Origin of the sequence: Streptomyces sp. NPDC007929 (assembly GCF_042959065.1) — a bacterium.
Classification (GTDB): domain Bacteria; phylum Actinomycetota; class Actinomycetes; order Streptomycetales; family Streptomycetaceae; genus Streptomyces.
Genome location: NZ_JBIBKD010000015.1, coordinates 78502 through 95736 on the forward strand (window position 1 = coordinate 78502; position 17235 = coordinate 95736).

The 17235-nt window shown below is 69.9% G+C and carries 14 protein-coding genes; 11 read left to right on the forward strand and 3 right to left on the reverse strand.

What is annotated here, in order from left to right:
- Positions 1-382: 382 nt before the first annotated feature.
- On the forward strand, positions 383-2680 hold the full coding sequence (locus ACFZDE_RS35680) for a tetratricopeptide repeat protein (protein WP_391209137.1): 2298 nt from the start codon (positions 383-385) through the stop codon (positions 2678-2680).
- On the opposite strand, the gene ACFZDE_RS35685 is transcribed toward ACFZDE_RS35680, so the two are convergent.
- The 3 genes from ACFZDE_RS35685 to ACFZDE_RS35695 form a co-directional block, all read right to left on the reverse strand.
- Positions 2611-3876 carry a hypothetical protein gene (locus ACFZDE_RS35685; protein ID WP_391209146.1) on the reverse strand — a complete coding sequence of 422 codons (1266 nt, stop codon included), beginning with the start codon at positions 3874-3876 and terminating at the stop codon, positions 2611-2613. The two genes, ACFZDE_RS35680 and ACFZDE_RS35685, sit on opposite strands and share 70 nt — an antisense overlap.
- A gap of 888 nt (positions 3877-4764) precedes the next feature.
- A complete protein-coding gene (locus ACFZDE_RS35690; RefSeq protein ID WP_391209154.1) occupies positions 4765-5934 on the reverse strand; it encodes an MFS transporter in 1170 nt (389 codons plus the stop codon).
- Positions 5935-6051: 117 nt separating this feature from the next.
- Positions 6052-7299: a cytochrome P450 gene (locus ACFZDE_RS35695; protein ID WP_391209158.1), complete on the reverse strand. Its 1248-nt coding sequence runs from the start codon at positions 7297-7299 to the stop codon at positions 6052-6054.
- 400 nt (positions 7300-7699) lie between these two features.
- Here ACFZDE_RS35695 and ACFZDE_RS35700 point away from each other — a divergent pair, with 400 nt between their 5' ends.
- The 10 genes from ACFZDE_RS35700 (at position 7700) to ACFZDE_RS35745 (ending at position 17210) form a co-directional block, all read left to right on the forward strand.
- Positions 7700-8653 (forward strand): acyltransferase domain-containing protein, encoded by a 954-nt coding sequence (locus ACFZDE_RS35700; protein WP_391209164.1) that lies wholly within the window; start codon positions 7700-7702, stop codon positions 8651-8653.
- 42 nt (positions 8654-8695) lie between these two features.
- A complete protein-coding gene (locus tag ACFZDE_RS35705) occupies positions 8696-9997 on the forward strand; it encodes a tryptophan 7-halogenase (protein WP_391003642.1) in 1302 nt (433 codons plus the stop codon).
- Positions 9967-11070, forward strand: coding sequence for an amidohydrolase family protein (locus ACFZDE_RS35710; RefSeq protein ID WP_391209195.1), 1104 nt, complete (start codon positions 9967-9969; stop codon positions 11068-11070). The genes ACFZDE_RS35705 and ACFZDE_RS35710 overlap by 31 nt, the downstream gene beginning before the upstream one ends.
- A complete protein-coding gene (locus tag ACFZDE_RS35715; protein ID WP_391003646.1) occupies positions 11067-11396 on the forward strand; it encodes a Dabb family protein in 330 nt (109 codons plus the stop codon). The genes ACFZDE_RS35710 and ACFZDE_RS35715 overlap by 4 nt, the downstream gene beginning before the upstream one ends.
- Positions 11393-12136, forward strand: coding sequence for an SDR family oxidoreductase (locus ACFZDE_RS35720; RefSeq protein WP_391209220.1), 744 nt, complete (start codon positions 11393-11395; stop codon positions 12134-12136). The genes ACFZDE_RS35715 and ACFZDE_RS35720 overlap by 4 nt, the downstream gene beginning before the upstream one ends.
- Positions 12129-13142, forward strand: a complete 1014-nt coding sequence (locus ACFZDE_RS35725) for a methyltransferase domain-containing protein (protein WP_391209229.1) — start codon at positions 12129-12131, stop codon at positions 13140-13142. Before ACFZDE_RS35720 ends, ACFZDE_RS35725 begins: the two co-directional genes overlap by 8 nt.
- Positions 13139-14413, forward strand: coding sequence for a beta-ketoacyl-ACP synthase II (locus ACFZDE_RS35730; RefSeq protein WP_391209238.1), 1275 nt, complete (start codon positions 13139-13141; stop codon positions 14411-14413). The genes ACFZDE_RS35725 and ACFZDE_RS35730 overlap by 4 nt, the downstream gene beginning before the upstream one ends.
- Positions 14410-15606: a beta-ketoacyl synthase N-terminal-like domain-containing protein gene (locus ACFZDE_RS35735; protein WP_391209245.1), complete on the forward strand. Its 1197-nt coding sequence runs from the start codon at positions 14410-14412 to the stop codon at positions 15604-15606. Before ACFZDE_RS35730 ends, ACFZDE_RS35735 begins: the two co-directional genes overlap by 4 nt.
- A 72-nt stretch (positions 15607-15678) precedes the next feature.
- Positions 15679-16443, forward strand: a complete 765-nt coding sequence (locus ACFZDE_RS35740; protein WP_391209256.1) for an SRPBCC family protein — start codon at positions 15679-15681, stop codon at positions 16441-16443.
- A complete protein-coding gene (locus ACFZDE_RS35745; RefSeq protein ID WP_391209265.1) occupies positions 16443-17210 on the forward strand; it encodes a cyclase family protein in 768 nt (255 codons plus the stop codon). The genes ACFZDE_RS35740 and ACFZDE_RS35745 overlap by 1 nt, the downstream gene beginning before the upstream one ends.
- Positions 17211-17235: the final 25 nt, after the last annotated feature.

Genomic DNA, 17235 nt, shown 5'->3' on the forward strand with positions numbered 1-17235 from the left:
GCCGCCGAGCTGACAGACGGCCATCGATGTGGAGTGGTGGAAGAGGCGGCTTCCCGCTTCACGGAGGAACGCAAGCGACTCGGCTCCGCCGCCCGGGCGAGTGCGGCCGCGAGGGATCTTCCATCGGTCTGGGCCAGGCCCGGCTGCGGGGTTCCTGCATATCCGTCAGACTGCACCCTCGCGGCATTGGCCCATTTCGCCCGTGCTCCGATCGCCCGTGCTCCGATCTCGTCGATACCATTGCGGGAACGGCGAGTTGGGAGAGTCCTGCGTGGAACCGTTGATGAGTATGGTGCTCTCGACTGTCGGCACAGTCGCTTCGGGCGCTCTTTCCGGAGCGGGCGGCGAGATGGGCAGGCGGACCTCCGAGAGGCTCTACGGCTTGCTGAGTCGGGCGAGCACCGGTTCCGGAGGCGGTGAGGAGCAGCCGACCCTGCCCGTCACCGAGCAAGAGCAGACGGCAGCCGCGTTACGACTGATGGAAGTCGCCCGCAGGTCACCGGAGTTCGCGCGCGAAGTCGCGGAGTGGGCCCGTGAGGCCTCCTGGCTGGCGCCGCGTGCCGTGCCGGCCGTGGCTTGCGATGCCTCCCGTCCGCAGATGCTGCCGCCGACGACCGCGGTGTTCACGGACCGCGAGGACGTGATCGCGTGGATCACGGCACTGCTAGACGATGCGGACCCCGTACCGGGCGCTCCGACGATTGCCGCCCTTACCGGGCCGGGTGGGATCGGCAAGACCGCTGTCGCCGTTCAGTGCGCGTACGCACTACGGGAGCGGTTCCCCGACGGCATCCTGTTCGTGGACCTGGCCGGCGCGTCCTCCGGCACGGCTCTCCCGCCTTCCGACGTGCTTGCGCGGTTCCTGGAGAGGCTCGGGGTTCCGCCCGCCATGGTGCCGGGCGATGAGGCCCGTCAGCGTGACCTGTTCCGCGACTGCACGGCCGATCGGCGCATGATGGTCGTACTGGACAACGCTCATGCCGACGCCCAGGTCGTCCCGTTGCTCCCGGCTTCGCCCGGGTGCCTCGTCCTGGTGACGAGTCGGCACCGGCTGAGTCGACTCGTGGCCGAGCACGGAGCTCGTCCGCGCGTCCTCCGGCCGCTGTCGACCGAGGATTCCGTCCTTCTGCTCCGGCGGGTCGCGGGGAGCGAGCGTGCGGCGGCTCCGGACGCGGTCGTTCAGGCCGTGGCGGAAGCGACAGGTGGTGTTCCTCTCGCGTTGTGCACCACGGGTGCCGGTCTCGCGGTCCGGGAGCACCTGGCCTGGGAGCGGGTGGCGCGACAGCTGTCCGAACGGATCCACGGCCAGGGCCAGGGAGGCGACGCCATGCGATCGGGAAGCACCGACGACGCAGGTGGCACCGTCGATCCTGTTCGCCACGCCCAGGATGCCTCGTACAGCGAACTGACCCCCGAGTGCGCCGCCTTCTACCGGGCGATCGCGGGCTGGGCATGGCCGACCGTGACCGTCATGTGCGCCGCCCATGCCGCAGGCGTGGGGGAGGACCAGGCCCGGGCATCGCTGGAGCAGTTGGCCGCCGTGCATCTGCTGGAGGAGGTCGGTGAGGAGCGCTACCGCTTCCACGATCTGGCCCGGGCGCACGCACGTGAGCTCGCGGCGGCGGAGGACGGTCATGGCCGTATCTCCGCCGGGGTCCGTCGGGTGGCGGTCGGGCATCTGCGGTGGGCGGCCGAAGCGGACTTCCGGGTCATGCCGCTGCGTTGGCGGCTCGGCCCCGCCTATCGCGGACTCGTTCTTCCCGAGGTTCGTGATCCGGCGGACGGCAAGCACGCGCTGGCGGACCTGCGCCGCGAGCGTGAGAATCTCGCGGCCGTCATCCGGGCAGCCGATCACCACGGCTTCGACGACCTCGTATGGCAGTTGTGTGAGGCGATGTGGGGTCTGCATCTGCTGCTCGGCTTCCATGCCCAGTGGATCGACACGCATCTGCTCGGAGTCGAGGCCGCCCGGCGCTGCGCCGCGGAGTTCGGTGACCGGCGTGCGGTGGGCCGGATGCTGGTGCAACTCGCCTTCGGGTACATGGGAACCGGGCGGGCGGACGACGCCGAGGAGGTCCTCGCTCAGGCCGTGGCCGCGGATGAGGCCTGCGGTCACCATCGCGGGCAGGCGAGCGCAGTCGAGGCCTTGGGACTGCTCCACCTCAAGCGGTGGAAGTACGCGGAGGCGCAACGGTGCTTCGAGGAGGCGCGGGAGATCCTGGGGCGCATCCGGGAGGGCGACGACGGGTGGGTGGACCTGCCTCGCGCCACGGCCCTGCTGGAGCACCACATCGGCCGTGCCCAGACGAGGCAGGGGCACTTCGCGGAGGCCCTCGCTCGGCTCAACGACGCGCTGGTGCGGTTCCGCCGGCTGCCCGAGGGCGGCGACGCCTACAACGAGGGGCGGGTCTACATGAGCCTGGGTGAGACGCACCTGGACACAGGGGACGCGGACCTCGCGCGGGTGTGTCTGGACAAGGCGGTCAAGGCCATGGAACAGGCAGGCGCGGGGCTCCAGCTCGCCGATGTCTTCGAGTCGAGAGCCCGGTGCCACCGTCTCTCGGGCCGTCCGGCTCAGGCGGCGGAGGATCTTCGCACCGCCGCTGTGCACTACGAGGAGAACGGTGACCGGGTCGGTGTCGAGCGGATCCGGACGGGGCTCGCCGAACTGGGGGCATGAGACCCGGTCGGCCGTGGGGACGGCGGGAGCAGCTCGACGGTGACGTGATGTGCCGTGGCGCCGGTGCGTACGGTGATCGTAGGGAGGGCATCGGCCAGGGGCTGCCCGCTCGCGAGCCACGCATAGAGCGCGGAGGCGTACACGGCGGGATCACACAGGTCGGGCCGTCCGTCGAGGTCCGTGGCGGCGGACAGCCGCACGAGGTCTCCCTCGCGGGTGCCTACGACACAGCGGTCCGGGCCGTCGACATAGGCGACCAGCCCGCAGTACGGATAACGGTCGAGTGCCTCCGACGCCCAGGCGGCCGGCGGGCCGAGCCGTGGGTCGTCTTCGGCCGCATGCCGTACGACGATGTCGGCGACGCGCAGCCGGCCGGCCTCCCGTGTCTCCTCGTCGGCCACCGTGTGCGCGGTGTCGACCTGCGCCGCCGGGTCTTCCGACGGGGCGGGCTCGTCGCCGACGACGGCGTACCGGGCGAGGGCGACCTCTGGCGGATCCGAACCGATCTGCCGCACGAGGACGCGGATCGGCGCGGTGACGCGGGCGGGGAAGTATGGCGGCAGTGGCAGCGGGTCGAGCAGCGCCGGGTGCTCTTCGGGCTCGGGTAGGTCCATGAGGCCGTAGAAGAGGCGGCGCAGCAGGGCGGCCGACTCTCCTGGTGACGAACTGGTCTGCTCCGCCAGTTGCTTGTAGCGGCCGGGGTCGTGCGAAGCGATGACCTGGTCGATCTGTGCGCGGAGGCTGCCGCGGGGGAAGAGACGGGGAGCCGTGCGGCCGAGGGCAGCCACCGGGGAGTGCGGGTCGAGGTCGTCCTGGGGGAACGCTCCGAGGAGGACGGGGATGCCTATGGACGCCGCGTAGTAGGTGACGCTGGAGTGGTCCCCGAGGACGCAGTCGGCGGCGATCAGGGCCTGTCTCCATCCGTCGAGCGGCGGGATCGCCTCGAGGCCGGCGTGCCGCGCATTGTCCAGCCATGCGCGGACCTGGCCTGGGCCGTGGCCGTACCAGATGTTCGGATGCAGAACGGCGGTCGTCCGGTACTCGTCGGCCGGCAGCTCCGCCGCCAGCCGTGACAGCAGCCAGGGCAGCAGGTCATCGGCACCCGGCTCGCCCGCTCCTCCCGCCCCCGCACCGCCGAAAAGGGAACGCGGTGCCCACGTCGAACTGACGACGATCAGCCGCCGACCGGGCCCCACACCCAGTGCACGGCGGACACGGTCGCGTTGGGGGAGAGCGGCGAGAATACGGTCGTAGCAAGGATCCCCGGCGAGTACCGCGGTGGGCGCCGCCTCAGGGCAGGCCGAGCGCAGTCTTTCCAGCTGTTCAGGGTGGGAGAGCACCGTGGCGGTCGCGAGTGGACGCCCGTCCTGCAGAAGCCACTCCGGCGCCAGGCCGAACACCGGTGTCCGGTGTCCGGTGTCCGGTGTCCGGTGTCCGGTGTCCGGTGTCCGGTGTCCGGTGTCCGGTGTCCGGTGTCCGGTGTCCCGAGCCTCTTATTGTATCCCACCCCATGGGACAGAACGGCCAACTTGCCGCGTATCGACCCCAGTTCACCGCCATAGCTCGCGGTCACCGCCAGATCGAACGTTGTGTTCTTGGCCTGTTCCCACGGGAGGACAGGCAGCCCCGCCTGAGCCAACAACTCGGGCACGCCGGCAAGGAAGGGAGATGAACCCGTGCAGGTGGCGAACATCTGTACGCGAACATCGCTGTGGAACAGCGGAAGTACGTCCAGCAGGCGAGTCGCGGACGTCACGTTGTGCACGATGAACAGAACGCGACGACAGCCCACGCGTGTGACCCACCGCTGCGCGTCCTCGCCCACCGGTACTCGCAACCGCTCCGTCCCCATCTGTCACTCCGGCTCGTTGCCCTGCCTTGATCGAGACGGTTCTCCCTCTCGTCCCACTGGATGCTATCTGGGGACACACCGGGGAAACCGGGAGGTGGGACACATCCCTGTGGACTTCAGTCAGGGCGAAGCGGTTCTGGTCGATCCGTGCTTGAGTGCTGCTTGGCCAGGGCGCCCGCCGGCGGAGAAGGCCGGAAACCGATGCCCCGGAACCGGCCTCCCCTGTGTTGCGTCAGCCGCCGGTCTGGACGGCTGCCGGTGAGGCCTCCGTCTTGCTTGCCTGCGCCTGGACGACGGTGAGCACGGTGGCGACCAGAGCGAGGAAGGCCGCGGGGAGGCCGAGCGAGGTCACCGGCAGCCAGTCCTGCGCGAGGCCGCCGAGCCCGCCGCCCAGTGCTACGCCCAGGAAGACCGCGGAGGAGTTGAGGCCGAAGAGGACCGGAGCCGAGGCGGGAGCGAAGCTGACCAGCCGGTACTGCTGGATCACCGAGGGGGCCCCGTCCGTGATGCCCCAGATTCCGGCCCAGACGATGACGACGACCAGGTTGTCGACCGTGAGGGGGCTCATGCCGAGCAGGAGCGTCGCGGCGGCGAGTGCCGTGACCGCTACGCGGACCGTGGGAAGGCTGTCCACGAGGTAACCGGCGAGCACGTTGCCGATGACCGCGCCGATGCCCCACGCCAACAGGATCAGGGTCAGGGCCTGGGCGAACGCCCCGGCGGTGGCATCCTCTGTGACGGCTGCGATGTAGGTGTAGAGGGTGTAGTGCCCGCCCATCACCAGCAGGGTTGCCAGCAGAGTGACGATCATCTCGGGCCTGCGGAGCGGCGCCAGACGTGCGCCGAGACTCGTCGGAGGCAGCGTGATCTTGGGCAGCCCCACCGTGGTGCCGATCGCCGCGACGACACCGAGAGCAGCCACAGCCCAGAGTGTCAGGCGCCAGTCGACGCTGCCGATCATGTTGCCCAACGGCATGCCCAGCGCTGTCGAGACGGTGAGTCCGCCGATGACGAACGCCATGGCACGCCCGCGCCGTTCCTCCGGCGTGACCGCCACCGCGGCGCTGGAGGCCGTCGCCGTGATGGTGGCCGCTCCGACAGCCGTGAGGACACGGGAGAGCAGCGCCACTGTGTAGTCGGGACTCAGCGCGGTGACCGCGTTGCCCACGGCGAATACGACCAGCGCCACCTGTAACGCCGTGCGACGGTCCAGCGAGCTCAGCAGCCAGCCGAGAACCGGTGCGGCAATGGCGAACGTCAGGGCGAATGCCGTGACCAACTGGCCGGCGGCCGCGATGCTGACGTCGAAATCGGAGGCGATGGCGGGTAACAGCCCGGCGATGACGAACGCGTCGGTTCCGACCGCGAAGGTCGCCAGGGCAAGTGGGAGAAGGGGCTTCATAAAGGCGCCGGAGCCCTGCTGCCCGGGTTCACTGACGTCTGCGGGACTCAATCTTGACCTCGTTCCTGTGGGGGTGAACAGACTGAAACTTCGTGCGCCGCGGTACGACGCGTCACGCTAGGCAGGCGTCAGGTCGACTCGAAGTCCCTGGAGCCCGTGGAGGGTCAGGGACGTCTTCCACGCCGGTTCCTCGGTGAGTTCGATTCGGGAGAACTTCCGCATCAGCCCCTGGAAGGCGAGCCGGCCTTCCAGCCGGGCGAGTGCCGCTCCCAGACAGAAATGGATGCCTCCGCCGAAGGAAACCGGCTGGACGTCGGTTCGGTGCACGTCCAGGCGATCGGGGTCGCGGTAGCGGCTCGGATCACGGTTCGCCGCGCCGAGCAACGTCACGATCGATTCGCCGGCCGGGATCACGACGTCACCGAGTCGGAGATCCTCGCGTGCGGTCCGGGGGCTGAGCTGGACGGAGGCGTCATACCTCAGCAGCTCCTCCACCGCCCCGGACACGAGACCGGGTTCGTGACGAAGGGCGAGCATCTGGTCCGGGTTGCGCAGCAGCGCCAGCAGGCCGTTGCCGATCAGGTTCGTCGTGCTTTCGAACCCGGCACCGAAAAGGAACTGAGCCAGGCTCATGAGCTCGGGGTGGGTCAGCCGTTCGCCGTCGTCCTCCGCCGCGAGGAGTACGGAGACAAGGTCGTCCGCCGGCTTTTTGCGCCGCTCGGCGATCAGTCCTTCGAAGTAGTCGTTTATCTCTACCGCCGCGCCGTCAGCGGTGGCCAGTTGAGCCGGCGTCGGGCGCGGCTCCATGGAAAGCGTCACGTCCCGGAAGAGTTGCTGGAAACGAGGCCAGTCCTCACGCGGTACTCCGATGATCTCGCTTATCACCGAAGCCGGAAGCGGAAAGGCGAACTCACGGAGAAGGTCCACCTCCCCCGCCTTCTCGCAGAGGGGCGTCAGAAGCTCGTCGACCAGTTGCGCGATTTTGGGTTCCAGCTTGGCGATGGAGTGAGCCGTGAAACCCTTGCTCACCAGTTTTCGCTGCCGCGTGTGCTTGGGGGGATTCGCCCACATCAGGTGTTCCAGCACGCGCGTGTAGGACGGGTGATCGGCCCAATTCTCGACGCCCTGTGCGCGGATGAAACTCTGCACGTCCTTACCGACCTCGGACGATCGAAGAACCTCGACGACCTGGGCATGTCCGCTCAGGACCCAGTGGCCGGCTCGGCTGCGCGCCACCGGTGCGACGTCGCGCAGCCGGTGGTAGGTCGGGTACGGGTCGGCGGCGCATGCCGGATTCGAGAACAACTCGCCGAGTATGCGGTCGACTTCGGCCGTCGGTGCCTGCTGGGTGTCGGGACTCACCATTTCCCTCCTCGGTCATCCAGAACATCTCGGGGGTGCTGCCGTGCAATTTGCTCAGTATGACTGACGATTTTGAGAACTGTCAATCTGAGGAATTGATGATATTTGAGACGGAAGGTTCTCTCTGCACGATGCATCCTTGCGGCTGCGCCACGTGGGCCCCAAGACTGAATCTGCTCCATGTCGGCCCCGGGGGTGGCCCGGGGCCTACCGCGGGGCTATCGGCCTGCGGCGTCTGAAGATCGGTTGCTTCGGGCGATGCGTGGCGGCATGGGGCGGCTCCCCGATGACGTGTTGCCGGTGAGCCGCTTAATCGTATCCAGAGCTGATCATTTGTGTCATCTGTTGACAGTTTCACGGATGGTCCGTAAGTATGATCGCGGTTTAACGGGGGAGTACTGAGATGTCGATCAAGACAGCATTCGTCTATCCCGGCCAGGGCAGTCAGTTCGTCGGGATGGGGGCCGACCTCATGCGCGATCGGCCTGAACTGGCAAAGGTGTTCCGACACGTCGAGGCCGTCACGGGGCGCCCGGTGATCGAGCCGATGGTGCACGGTCCGGAGGGCCGGCTGCGCGAGACGAGAACGGCCCAGCTCGTCCTGTTCACCTTCGGCGCGGCGATGACGCGATCGCTCGTCGCGGAGGGCGTCGTACCCCAACTGGTCGCGGGCCACAGCCTCGGCGAGTTCACCGCCCTCGTCGCGGGCGGCTGGCTCGACCTGGACGAGGCCGCCGTGACCGTGGTCCAGCGCGCCGACGCCATGGCCCGCTGCTGCCATGAGCGGGCCGGTGCGATGGCGGCGGTGATGGGCACCGACCCGGACGGCGTCGCCCGAGTCCTGGCGCGGCACCCCGGGCGACGCGACGACGGGCGCCCGCGCACCGTCGTCATCGCGAACTACAACTCTCCCCGGCAGACCGTCATCTCCGGCGACGCCGCGACCGTCGAGGAGATGGGAGAGGCGATCCGGACGGAGTCGATCGGCGTCGTCCAGCACCTGTCCGTCGCAGGCGCCTTCCACTCACCGCTCATGAGGCCCGCCCAGGACGCACTCATGGCCACGATCGCCCGCCTGCCGTTGCGCCGCGGGCACACGCCGATGGTCAGCAGCGTCACCGGCGGGCTGGTCACCGACCTCGGGCACTACCGCGACGCCCTCGCCCACCAGATCACCGCACCGGTGCGCTGGACGGACGCGGCCCGCCGGATCCTCGGCCACCGGCCGCACCGCATCGTCGAGGTCGGACCCGGAACCACACTGCGGAGCCTGATCCGCAAGGTCGACCGCGGACAGGAAATCCACCCCTGCGGCAACACGAACGACCTGCGTGCCGTCACCTGCACGCGCGGCTGAGACACGACCGGAAGTTCCACGGAACAGAAGGAGACGTCCGACATGACCGCAACCTACGACGCCATCGTCATCGGTGGAGGCCCCTCCGGCGCGACCACGGCCGGCCTGCTGGCCAAGGCCGGACACAAGGTGCTCGTCCTGGAGAAGGAGCAGTTCCCCCGCTATCACATCGGTGAGTCGCTCATCCCAGGCCTCAACTCCGTCGTCGACGAACTCGGCGTTCGGGAGACCATCGACGCCGCCGGCTTCACCCGCAAGGCGGGCATCTCGCTGCTCTGGGGAGCCGAGCGCAAGCTCTGGAGCATCGCTTTCGGGGAGAGCGGCCCCTACGACTACACGTGGCAGGTCAAGCGCGCCGAATTCGACCTCCTCCTGCTCGAACACGCCCGCAAGCTCGGAGCCATGGTCATCGAGCACGCGTCCGTGCGCGAGGTGCTGACCACCGACGGCCGGGCCACCGGCGTGACGTACACGATCGGCCGCGGGACGGAGCCGATCCGGGCGGAGGCCCGCTTCATCGTCGACGCCTCGGGCCAGTCCAAGATCTTCGCCCGGGAGTTCGGGCTGGTCGACATGCACGACGACCTCAAGAACCTGGCCGTGTGGACCTACTACCAGGGTGGGGACCGGCTCCCCGACGAGCTGTCGGGCAACATCCTCGTCGAGAACCACCCGGACGGCTGGCTCTGGGTCATCCCGCTGTCCGACGGCACCCAGAGCGTGGGATTCGTCGGCCCCAACGACCAGATGGCTCAGGACACCCGGCCGAGTCTGGAGCTGCTCGAGAGCAAGATAGCCACGTCGCGCGAGGCCAAGAAGTTACTCGCGAACGCCACCCGGGTCGCCGGGTGCCGCACGGCGAAGGACTGGTCCTACACCTGCTCCCGGTTCCACGGGCCCGGCTACCTGCTGGTCGGCGACGCCGCCGCGTTCATCGACCCGCTGTTCTCCACCGGGGTCACGCTCGCGATGAAGGGCGCCAGCTCGGCCGCGGCGACCGTCTCCGCGATGCTCCAGGAACCCGAGCGTGAGGAGGAGTTCGCACAGGCCTACGACGAGGGCCTGCGTGAGTTCCTCGGCAACGTGCTGTCGTTCGTGCGCTTCTTCTACGACGCGAGCAAGAACGTCGAGGCGTACTGGGCCAAGGCGAAGGACCTGATCGACCCGATCGGCTGGATGACCGCCCGGGACGACTTCATCATCATGGTCTCCGGCCTCAACGCCGAGCTGGCCGTGATGCAGCCGCACAAGGACGCCGCGCCGGACGGTGTCGCCGAGGGCCGCCTCGCCAGCAGCCGCAACAGGGGCGACGAGTGGGCGCACGTCGAGTCGGTGACCCGGTGACGGTCGTCGACGCGCACGCGCACGGCCTGCCGCCGTGGGTCCAGGCGGCGTTCCTGGACTGGCTCGCCGAGTCCGGCTCGCTGGCCGAGGGGCCCCCGGCTCTCTGGCGGTCCCCGGCGTTCGACGGCCCGGAGCGGCAACTGGCCGACGCCGACCTGCACGGGATCGAGACCACCGTACTGACGCACAGCTCGAACGCCGTGGCCGCGCTGCACTCGGCCGCGGTGCGTGGAGAGCGGCGGCGAGGACCGGCCGAGACCATCGCCACGGTCAACGACGAGATGCGGTCGTGGTCCGTGCGGACCGGTGGACGGCTGCTGGCCGCGCGCTGGGTGGACCCCCGGTTCGTCGAGTCGGCCGAGGCCGAGATCGAGCGGGCGGCCACGGACGGCGGCATCCCCGCCATCTCGATGAACACCGCGTACCTGGAGCCGTCGTCCGGTCGGTTACGGTTCCTCGACGACCCGGAGTTCGCCCCGGTGCTGGCCGCCGCCGAGGCACGCGGCGTCGTCCTGTTCGTCCATCCCTCGGCGAAGTTCCAGCTCGGGTCCGAGCCGCCGTTGCCCGGCCGCGCGGAGCACCTGCTGACCGGCTCGCTGGCCATGCTGGTCGAGACGACCGTCTGCGTCATGCGCCTGGTGCTGCGCGGCACGCTGGAGCAACACTCCGGGCTGCGACTGGTGTTCGGCCAGCTCGGCGGTGTGCTGCCGCTCGCGCTCGGCCGGTTCGACCTGATCCACCGGCTCGTCGGCGGCGTGGACGCCGACGCGGCGCGGGCCTCGGGTGCGCTGCGCCATCTGCGTGACTACGCGGGCAACATCTACGCGGACACGCACTCCGCCGACGCCGCCGGGCTGCGGTGCGCCCTGGAGGCGCTCGGCGAGGAGCGGATTCTGTTCGGCAGCGACTTCCCGGTGACGCCCGGCGAGTTCGGGCGCGCCGACGCACTTCAGGTGCTGCGGGGAGCATCGCTCCCGGCGGCGACGGTCCACGCCATCGAATCCGGCAACGCCCGGTCCCTCCTCCAACTGGGTGAGCCACTGACCGTCAGCGACGAGGGAGCAGCAGCATGATCGCGCACGTCGTTCTCTACCGGTACCCGGAAACGATGTCCGAGTCGGATCGGGAGCGGTTCCGCAAGGAGCTTGCCGAGGCCACCCGGAGCACGGGTGTGGTCCGACGGTTCACGGCCGGCCGGCACGTTCCGCTGCCGGCCGACGCCGCGGCGACGGAGTCGCTGTACTCGGTCGCCGCCCGCTGGGAGTTCACCGATCTTGAGCAATTACGCGCCTTCTCCGTGCACCCCGCCATGAGCGGCGTGGTGGACGCCTGGGTCCGCCGGCTGGGCATCGGCGTCGCCTTCGCCAACACCGCGGACGAAGAGGAGGTCCGCATATGACCGACCTGACCGGCAAGGTCTGCCTCATCACCGGCGCCGCCTCGGGAATCGGCCGGGCCACCGCCCACCTGCTCGCGCGAGCGGGCGCATCGGTGCTGGCCGTTGACGTGGACGAGGCGGGTCTGAAGTCCCTCGACGAGGAGACGACCCTGCTCGGCGTCCGCCCGCTCGACGTGGCCGACCCCGACTCGGTGCGCGAGGCGGTCTCCGACCTCGTCGCACGGACCGGCGAGATCCACGCCTGTCTGACGTTCGCCGCCGTCGTCGCCAACTGGGGACCACCGGCCGGCATCGACGACGAGCTGTGGACGCGGGTGCTCGACGTCAACCTGCGGGGGACCACCGGTGTGTGCCGCGCGGTACTTCCCTCGATGGCCCCGGGCGGATCGATCGTGACCTGCTCGAGCATCGCGGGCGGGCTCAAGCCGAGCCCTCTCAGGGCGCCGTACACCGCGGCCAAGGCCGGGGTCGTCGCGCACACCCGGGATCTGGCCGTCGCCTACGGGCCGCGGGGCATCCGGGTCAACACGATCATCCCCGGATTCATCGACACCCCCATGTCCCGAAAGCTGGTCCGGGGCCATGAGGAACAGGCCGAGGCGGAGCGGGGACGCATTCCGCTGCGCCGGCTCGGCACCGCGCACGAGGTCGCCGACGTCGCCCGCTTCCTGGTGTCCGACGCGTCTTCCTACATCACCGGCGCGACGCTCGTCGTCGACGGAGGGCTGAGCCTTGTCTGAGCAGCCGGGAACCACGGCCACACCGGCCCGCATCCTCGACTTCGCCTGGGGGCTCGGGCGTACGGCCACCCTGGTCACAGCACTCGACCTGGACGTCTTCACGGCCATAGCCGAGGGCTACGACACCGTGGAGGACCTGGGCCGCCGTACCGATGCGAGCCCGCGCGGCCTGCGCGCGCTGCTCACCGCGCTGCACGCCGCGGAGTTCGTGCATCGCGAGGGCGACCGCTACCGACTGGCCGACGACACCGCCCTGTACCTGGTCCGCGGCTCGCGTGCCTACCTCGGGGACATGCGGCACATCCACCGGGAGCTGAACTTCCGGATCTGGCCCCGGCTCACCGAAGCGGTGCGCACCGGCACACCGTGCCAGGAGATCTTCGCCGACCGGGCGGACGACGTCTGGGCCAAGATCACGCCCTATCTGGACGCGCTCGCGGTGGGCACCGGCCGCTGGATCGCCGGTGTCGCCGGTGACCTGGTCAAGCCGCGGCCCCGGATCCTCGACGTGGGGTGCGGGTACGGCGGTTCCGGACGCGCCCTGGCCGAGAGCTGGGACGGCGCCGTCGTCGGCATCGACCGGGAGGTCTCGGTGTCGCAGGCCCGCAGGCTCGCCCGTGAGGCGGGGTTGGCGGACCGTGCCGAGTACCGGGCCGGGGACCTGTTCGCCGTGCCCTGGGGCGGACCGTACGACGTGGTGCTGCTGGGCAATCTGCTGCACGGGTACCCGCCCGCACAGGTGGTCAAGATCCTTGAACTGTGCACGGCGGCGCTGGCGGACGACGGTGTGCTGCTGCTCGACGAGATCGTCCCCGACGACACGGAGACCGATCCCGTGGGCGCGTTCTTCTCCCTCCAGATGCTGATGACCAGCGCGGGTTCGGCCCACGGACTCGACGACTACGGCCGGTGGCTCGCCGACGCGGGCCTGCCGGTGTGCCGGCAGCTGAGGGCGCCGACCGGGCCGGGCACGCTCGTGGTCGCGACGCGCGGGAGGCTGTCGTGAAACGGGTCGCGGTGACCGGGCTCGGAGTCCTGGCTCCCAACGGCATCGGGACGAAGGACTTCATGGCCGGACTGTGCGCGGGTCGCTCCGGGGTGATCACCGGCCGTGAGTTCGACACGTCCCGCCTGGCCTCCCGGATCTACGGGACGCTGCCGGAGTGCGACCTGCCCGGCCTTTCCGCCGAGCACAGCACCGGGGACGACCGGGTCGTCCGCATCGCGCTGCGGGCCGCCGGGGAGGCCGTCACCTCTGCCGGTCTGCTCGACGAGGACATCGCCCCGGAACGGATGGGCGTCGTCATGGCGAACGCGATCGGCGGAACGAAGTTCATGACCGAGCACTTCCCGCGGATAACCGGCGGAGGCACGGCCGCGATCGACGTGGCGGCGGCCCACCCGCGCCTGCACGTCGCGGCCACCTTCAACCGGCCCGCGGCCGCCATCGCCGACGCGCACGGGATACGCGGCCCGGTGCTGACCCCGGCCACCGGTTGCACCGGCGGCAACGACGCGGTCGGTTTCGCCCTCGACACGATCCGCCGCGGGGAGGCGGACGTGATGGTCACCGGCGCCGCCGAGGCTCCGCTGACCCCCTTCGTCGTCGCCTGCTTCGACGTGATCGGCGCCCTGTCCACGCGCAACGACGATCCGCAGGCCGCCTCCAGGCCGTTCGACGCCGACCGGGACGGCTTCGTACTCGGCGAGGGCGCCGGTGTGGCTGTGCTGGAGGAGTGGGAACACGCCCGGCGCCGGGGCGCGCCGATCCTCGCGGAGATCCTGGGCTTCGGGAGCACCTCGAACGCGTTCCACATGACCGACCTGGAACGCGAGGGGACGCATCTCGCCCGTTCCTTCCAGCTCGCGCTGGACGACGCCCGGTGCTCCGCCACGAGCGTCGACTACGTCAACGCGCACGGCAGTTCGACACCGCAGAACGACGTGTGCGAGACCAACGCGGTCAAGAAGGTACTCGGAGCGCACGCCTACCGGACGCCGGTCAGCTCGATCAAGTCGATGGTCGGCCACGCGCTGGCCGCGGCGAACGCGCTGGAGCTGGTGGCGTGCGTACTGGCTCTGGAAGAGGGTGTGATCCCACCGACGATCAACCACGACGCCCCGGGCGACTCCTGCGACCTCGACTACGTACCGAACGAGGCACGGGCGGAGCGGACGCACGTCATCGCCAGCCTGTCCAGCGGCTTCGGCGGAATCCATTCCACCGTCGTCCTGGGCAGCCCCCGCGCGACCGGCTCCAGGGAGGGCGGACGATGACCGGCACCGTGATCACCGGAATCGGACTCGCCCTGCCCGGTGCCTCGGACACCGACCAGCTCTGGCGTTCGGTGACCGGTGGCCGAAGCGCCGTGCGGCCCATCGAGCGGTTCGACACCGAGTCCTACCCGTGCCCCAACGCCGGCTTCCTGACCGCGGAGACCGAGCGGGAGACCATCGGCACCTTCACTCACCGGGTGCGCAAGCGGATGGACCGCTTCTGTCAACTGGCGCTCTCGGCCGCCCGGTCCGCCCAGCACGACGCCGGGCTCCCGGCGACCGAGCTCGCCGATCGCACCGGTGTGTACGTGGGCAACATGTTCGGTGGCTGGGAGATCACCGAGCCGAGCCTGCGCGGCCTGCTGGACCAGGGCTACACCGGGGTCAGCCCACACATCGCGTCGGCGTGGTTCCCCACCGCGCCGCAGGGTCAGATCACCATCGGAAACGCGCTGACCGGTTTCAGCAAGACCCTCGTGGCGGACAGCGCGAGTGCCGCGCTGGCCATCGGCTACGGGGCCCGGGCGGTGGCCGACGGACGCGCCGACGTACTGCTCGCGGGCGGCGCGGAGGCGCCCGTGACGCCGTACACCTACACGTTCTGCACCACCTCGGGACGGCTTTCCCCCACCGGGACCTACCGGCCCGGGGACGACACGGCGGACGGGTTCTGCGTCGGTGAGGGTGCCGTGATGCTCGTCCTGGAGCGCGAGGAGACGGCCCGGGCGCGGGAGGCGGTCCCGTTGGCCAGGCTGGCGGGCTTCGCGGTCCGGCACGTACCGGAGGACGAGGTGTTCGGGCCGTCCGGCACCCAGGCGCTGGCCGCGGCTCTGACGGCGGCGCTCGACGAGGCGGGCACCGATCGCGTCGACTGTGTCGCCCTCGACGCACAGGGAACCGCCGAAGCCGACGAGTCCGAGCTGTCCGCCGTCCACTCGGTGCTCGGTCCTGTCGCCCTCACCACGGCCAAGCCGGTGACCGGCCATCTCCTCGGCGCGGCGCCCGCGGTGGACGCGGCGGTCGCCGTGCTGAGCCTGCGGCACGGCACGATCGCGCCGGTGGCGGGCTGCGAGCGTCCGCGGGACGCGCACATCGTCGTCGGCGCACCGCGCGAGACGCCCGTACGCACCGTCGCCCTGCTCGCCAGGGGCGCCGACGGCACGATCGCCGCGAGCGTGCTGCGGGCCGTCTGATGGCCCAGCCGTCTGATCCACCACCGTCTGATCCCCCCACCGTCTGATCCCCCCACCGTGAAAGCAGGTGTCATGAGCAGCACCAAGACCACATACAGCCAGGTGTACGACGTCCTTCTCGAAGTCGGGCTGGAGCCGTCGGAGATCACCAGCGAGGCCGCGCTCCGCGCCGACCTGGGTGTGGACTCGGCCGAACTCGTCGAGATCGTGACCCGGCTCGCACCGGGCAGCAAGGTGGACGGGAAGGTGCTGAAGTCCGTGGTGACCGTCGCCGACCTGGTCGTCTTCCTGGACAACCTGAACGAACCGAACTTCTCACGAGGAGCCACCATGGAGAACAGGCACCACACCGAGCACACGGTCACCGCGCAGGCGCCGCAGAGCATCGTCTGGGAGGTCCTGACCGACATCGAGAACTACCCGAACCTCTTCGACGCCACCAAGTCCGCCGTCGTCACCGAGCGGGGCGACGGCTACGAGATCGCCCGGCTAGAGGTGGACGTCAGCGGGCAGTTACAGGCCTGGACCACCCGCCGCGACCTGGATCCGGAACTGGGCGTCATCGCCTACCGTCAGCTGGAGACGGCGCCGCTCGTGGAACACATGAGCGGGGAATGGCGGGCGCTTCCCTACGGGCCGGACCGGACCCAGATCGTGCTGACCCACGACTTCGCCGCCCGCCAGGAGGGTGCGGACGGCAAGGTGGCCGGCACGTTCACCCATGCCGAGGCCCACGAGATGCTCGCGGGGGCCGTCGAGCGCAACAGCACGGCGCATCTGACCGCTGTCCGCGCAGAGGCCGAGCGCCGTGCCGCGAGGGCGAAGAAGGCCGCGTAATGGTCAGGTTGATCGACCTCAGCGTGCCCACGGGACCCAACGCCGGCGAAGCGACCCCGGTGCAGATCGACACCCTCACGCACGAGCAAGGACCGGCGGTGCTGGGGCTGAAGACGTCCGACTTCCCGGACGGCATGGCCATCTCGAGCGAGACGATCACGCTGACGACGCACACCGGGACCCACATGGACGCGCCGCTGCACTACGGCCCGCACAGTGGCGGCGAACCGGCCCGGAGCATCGACAAGGTTCCCCTGGAGTGGTGCCTCGGGCCGGGAGTCCGGCTCGACGTGCGCCACATCGAACCCGGTGAGGAGATCGGCGAGGACGATGTCACCGAGGCACTGGGCGTCGCCGGACACACCCTCGCAGAGGGGGACATCGTGCTCCTGTGGACCGGCGCGGACCGGCTGTGGGGAAGCACCCAGTACCTGACCACGTACCCCGGCCTGTCCGGTGGCGCCACCCGGTTCCTGGTGGAACGGGGCGTCCGCGTGATCGGCATCGACGCGTGGGGGCTCGACCGGCCGATGGCGAGCATGATCGAGGACTACCGCCGCACCGGGGACCGGGAAATGCTCTGGCCGGCGCATGTGTACGGGCGGGAACGCGAGTACCTCCAGCTGGAGAAGCTGGCCAATCTCGGGCGGTTGCCCGGTCCGACCGGATTCACCGTCATGTGCTTCCCGATACCGGTGGTGGACGCCGGGGCCGGATGGACCCGTGTCGTCGCGGTGACCGGAACGTTCATCGAGTCCGACGGGTGACGCCCCACGAGAAGGAGTCCTACCC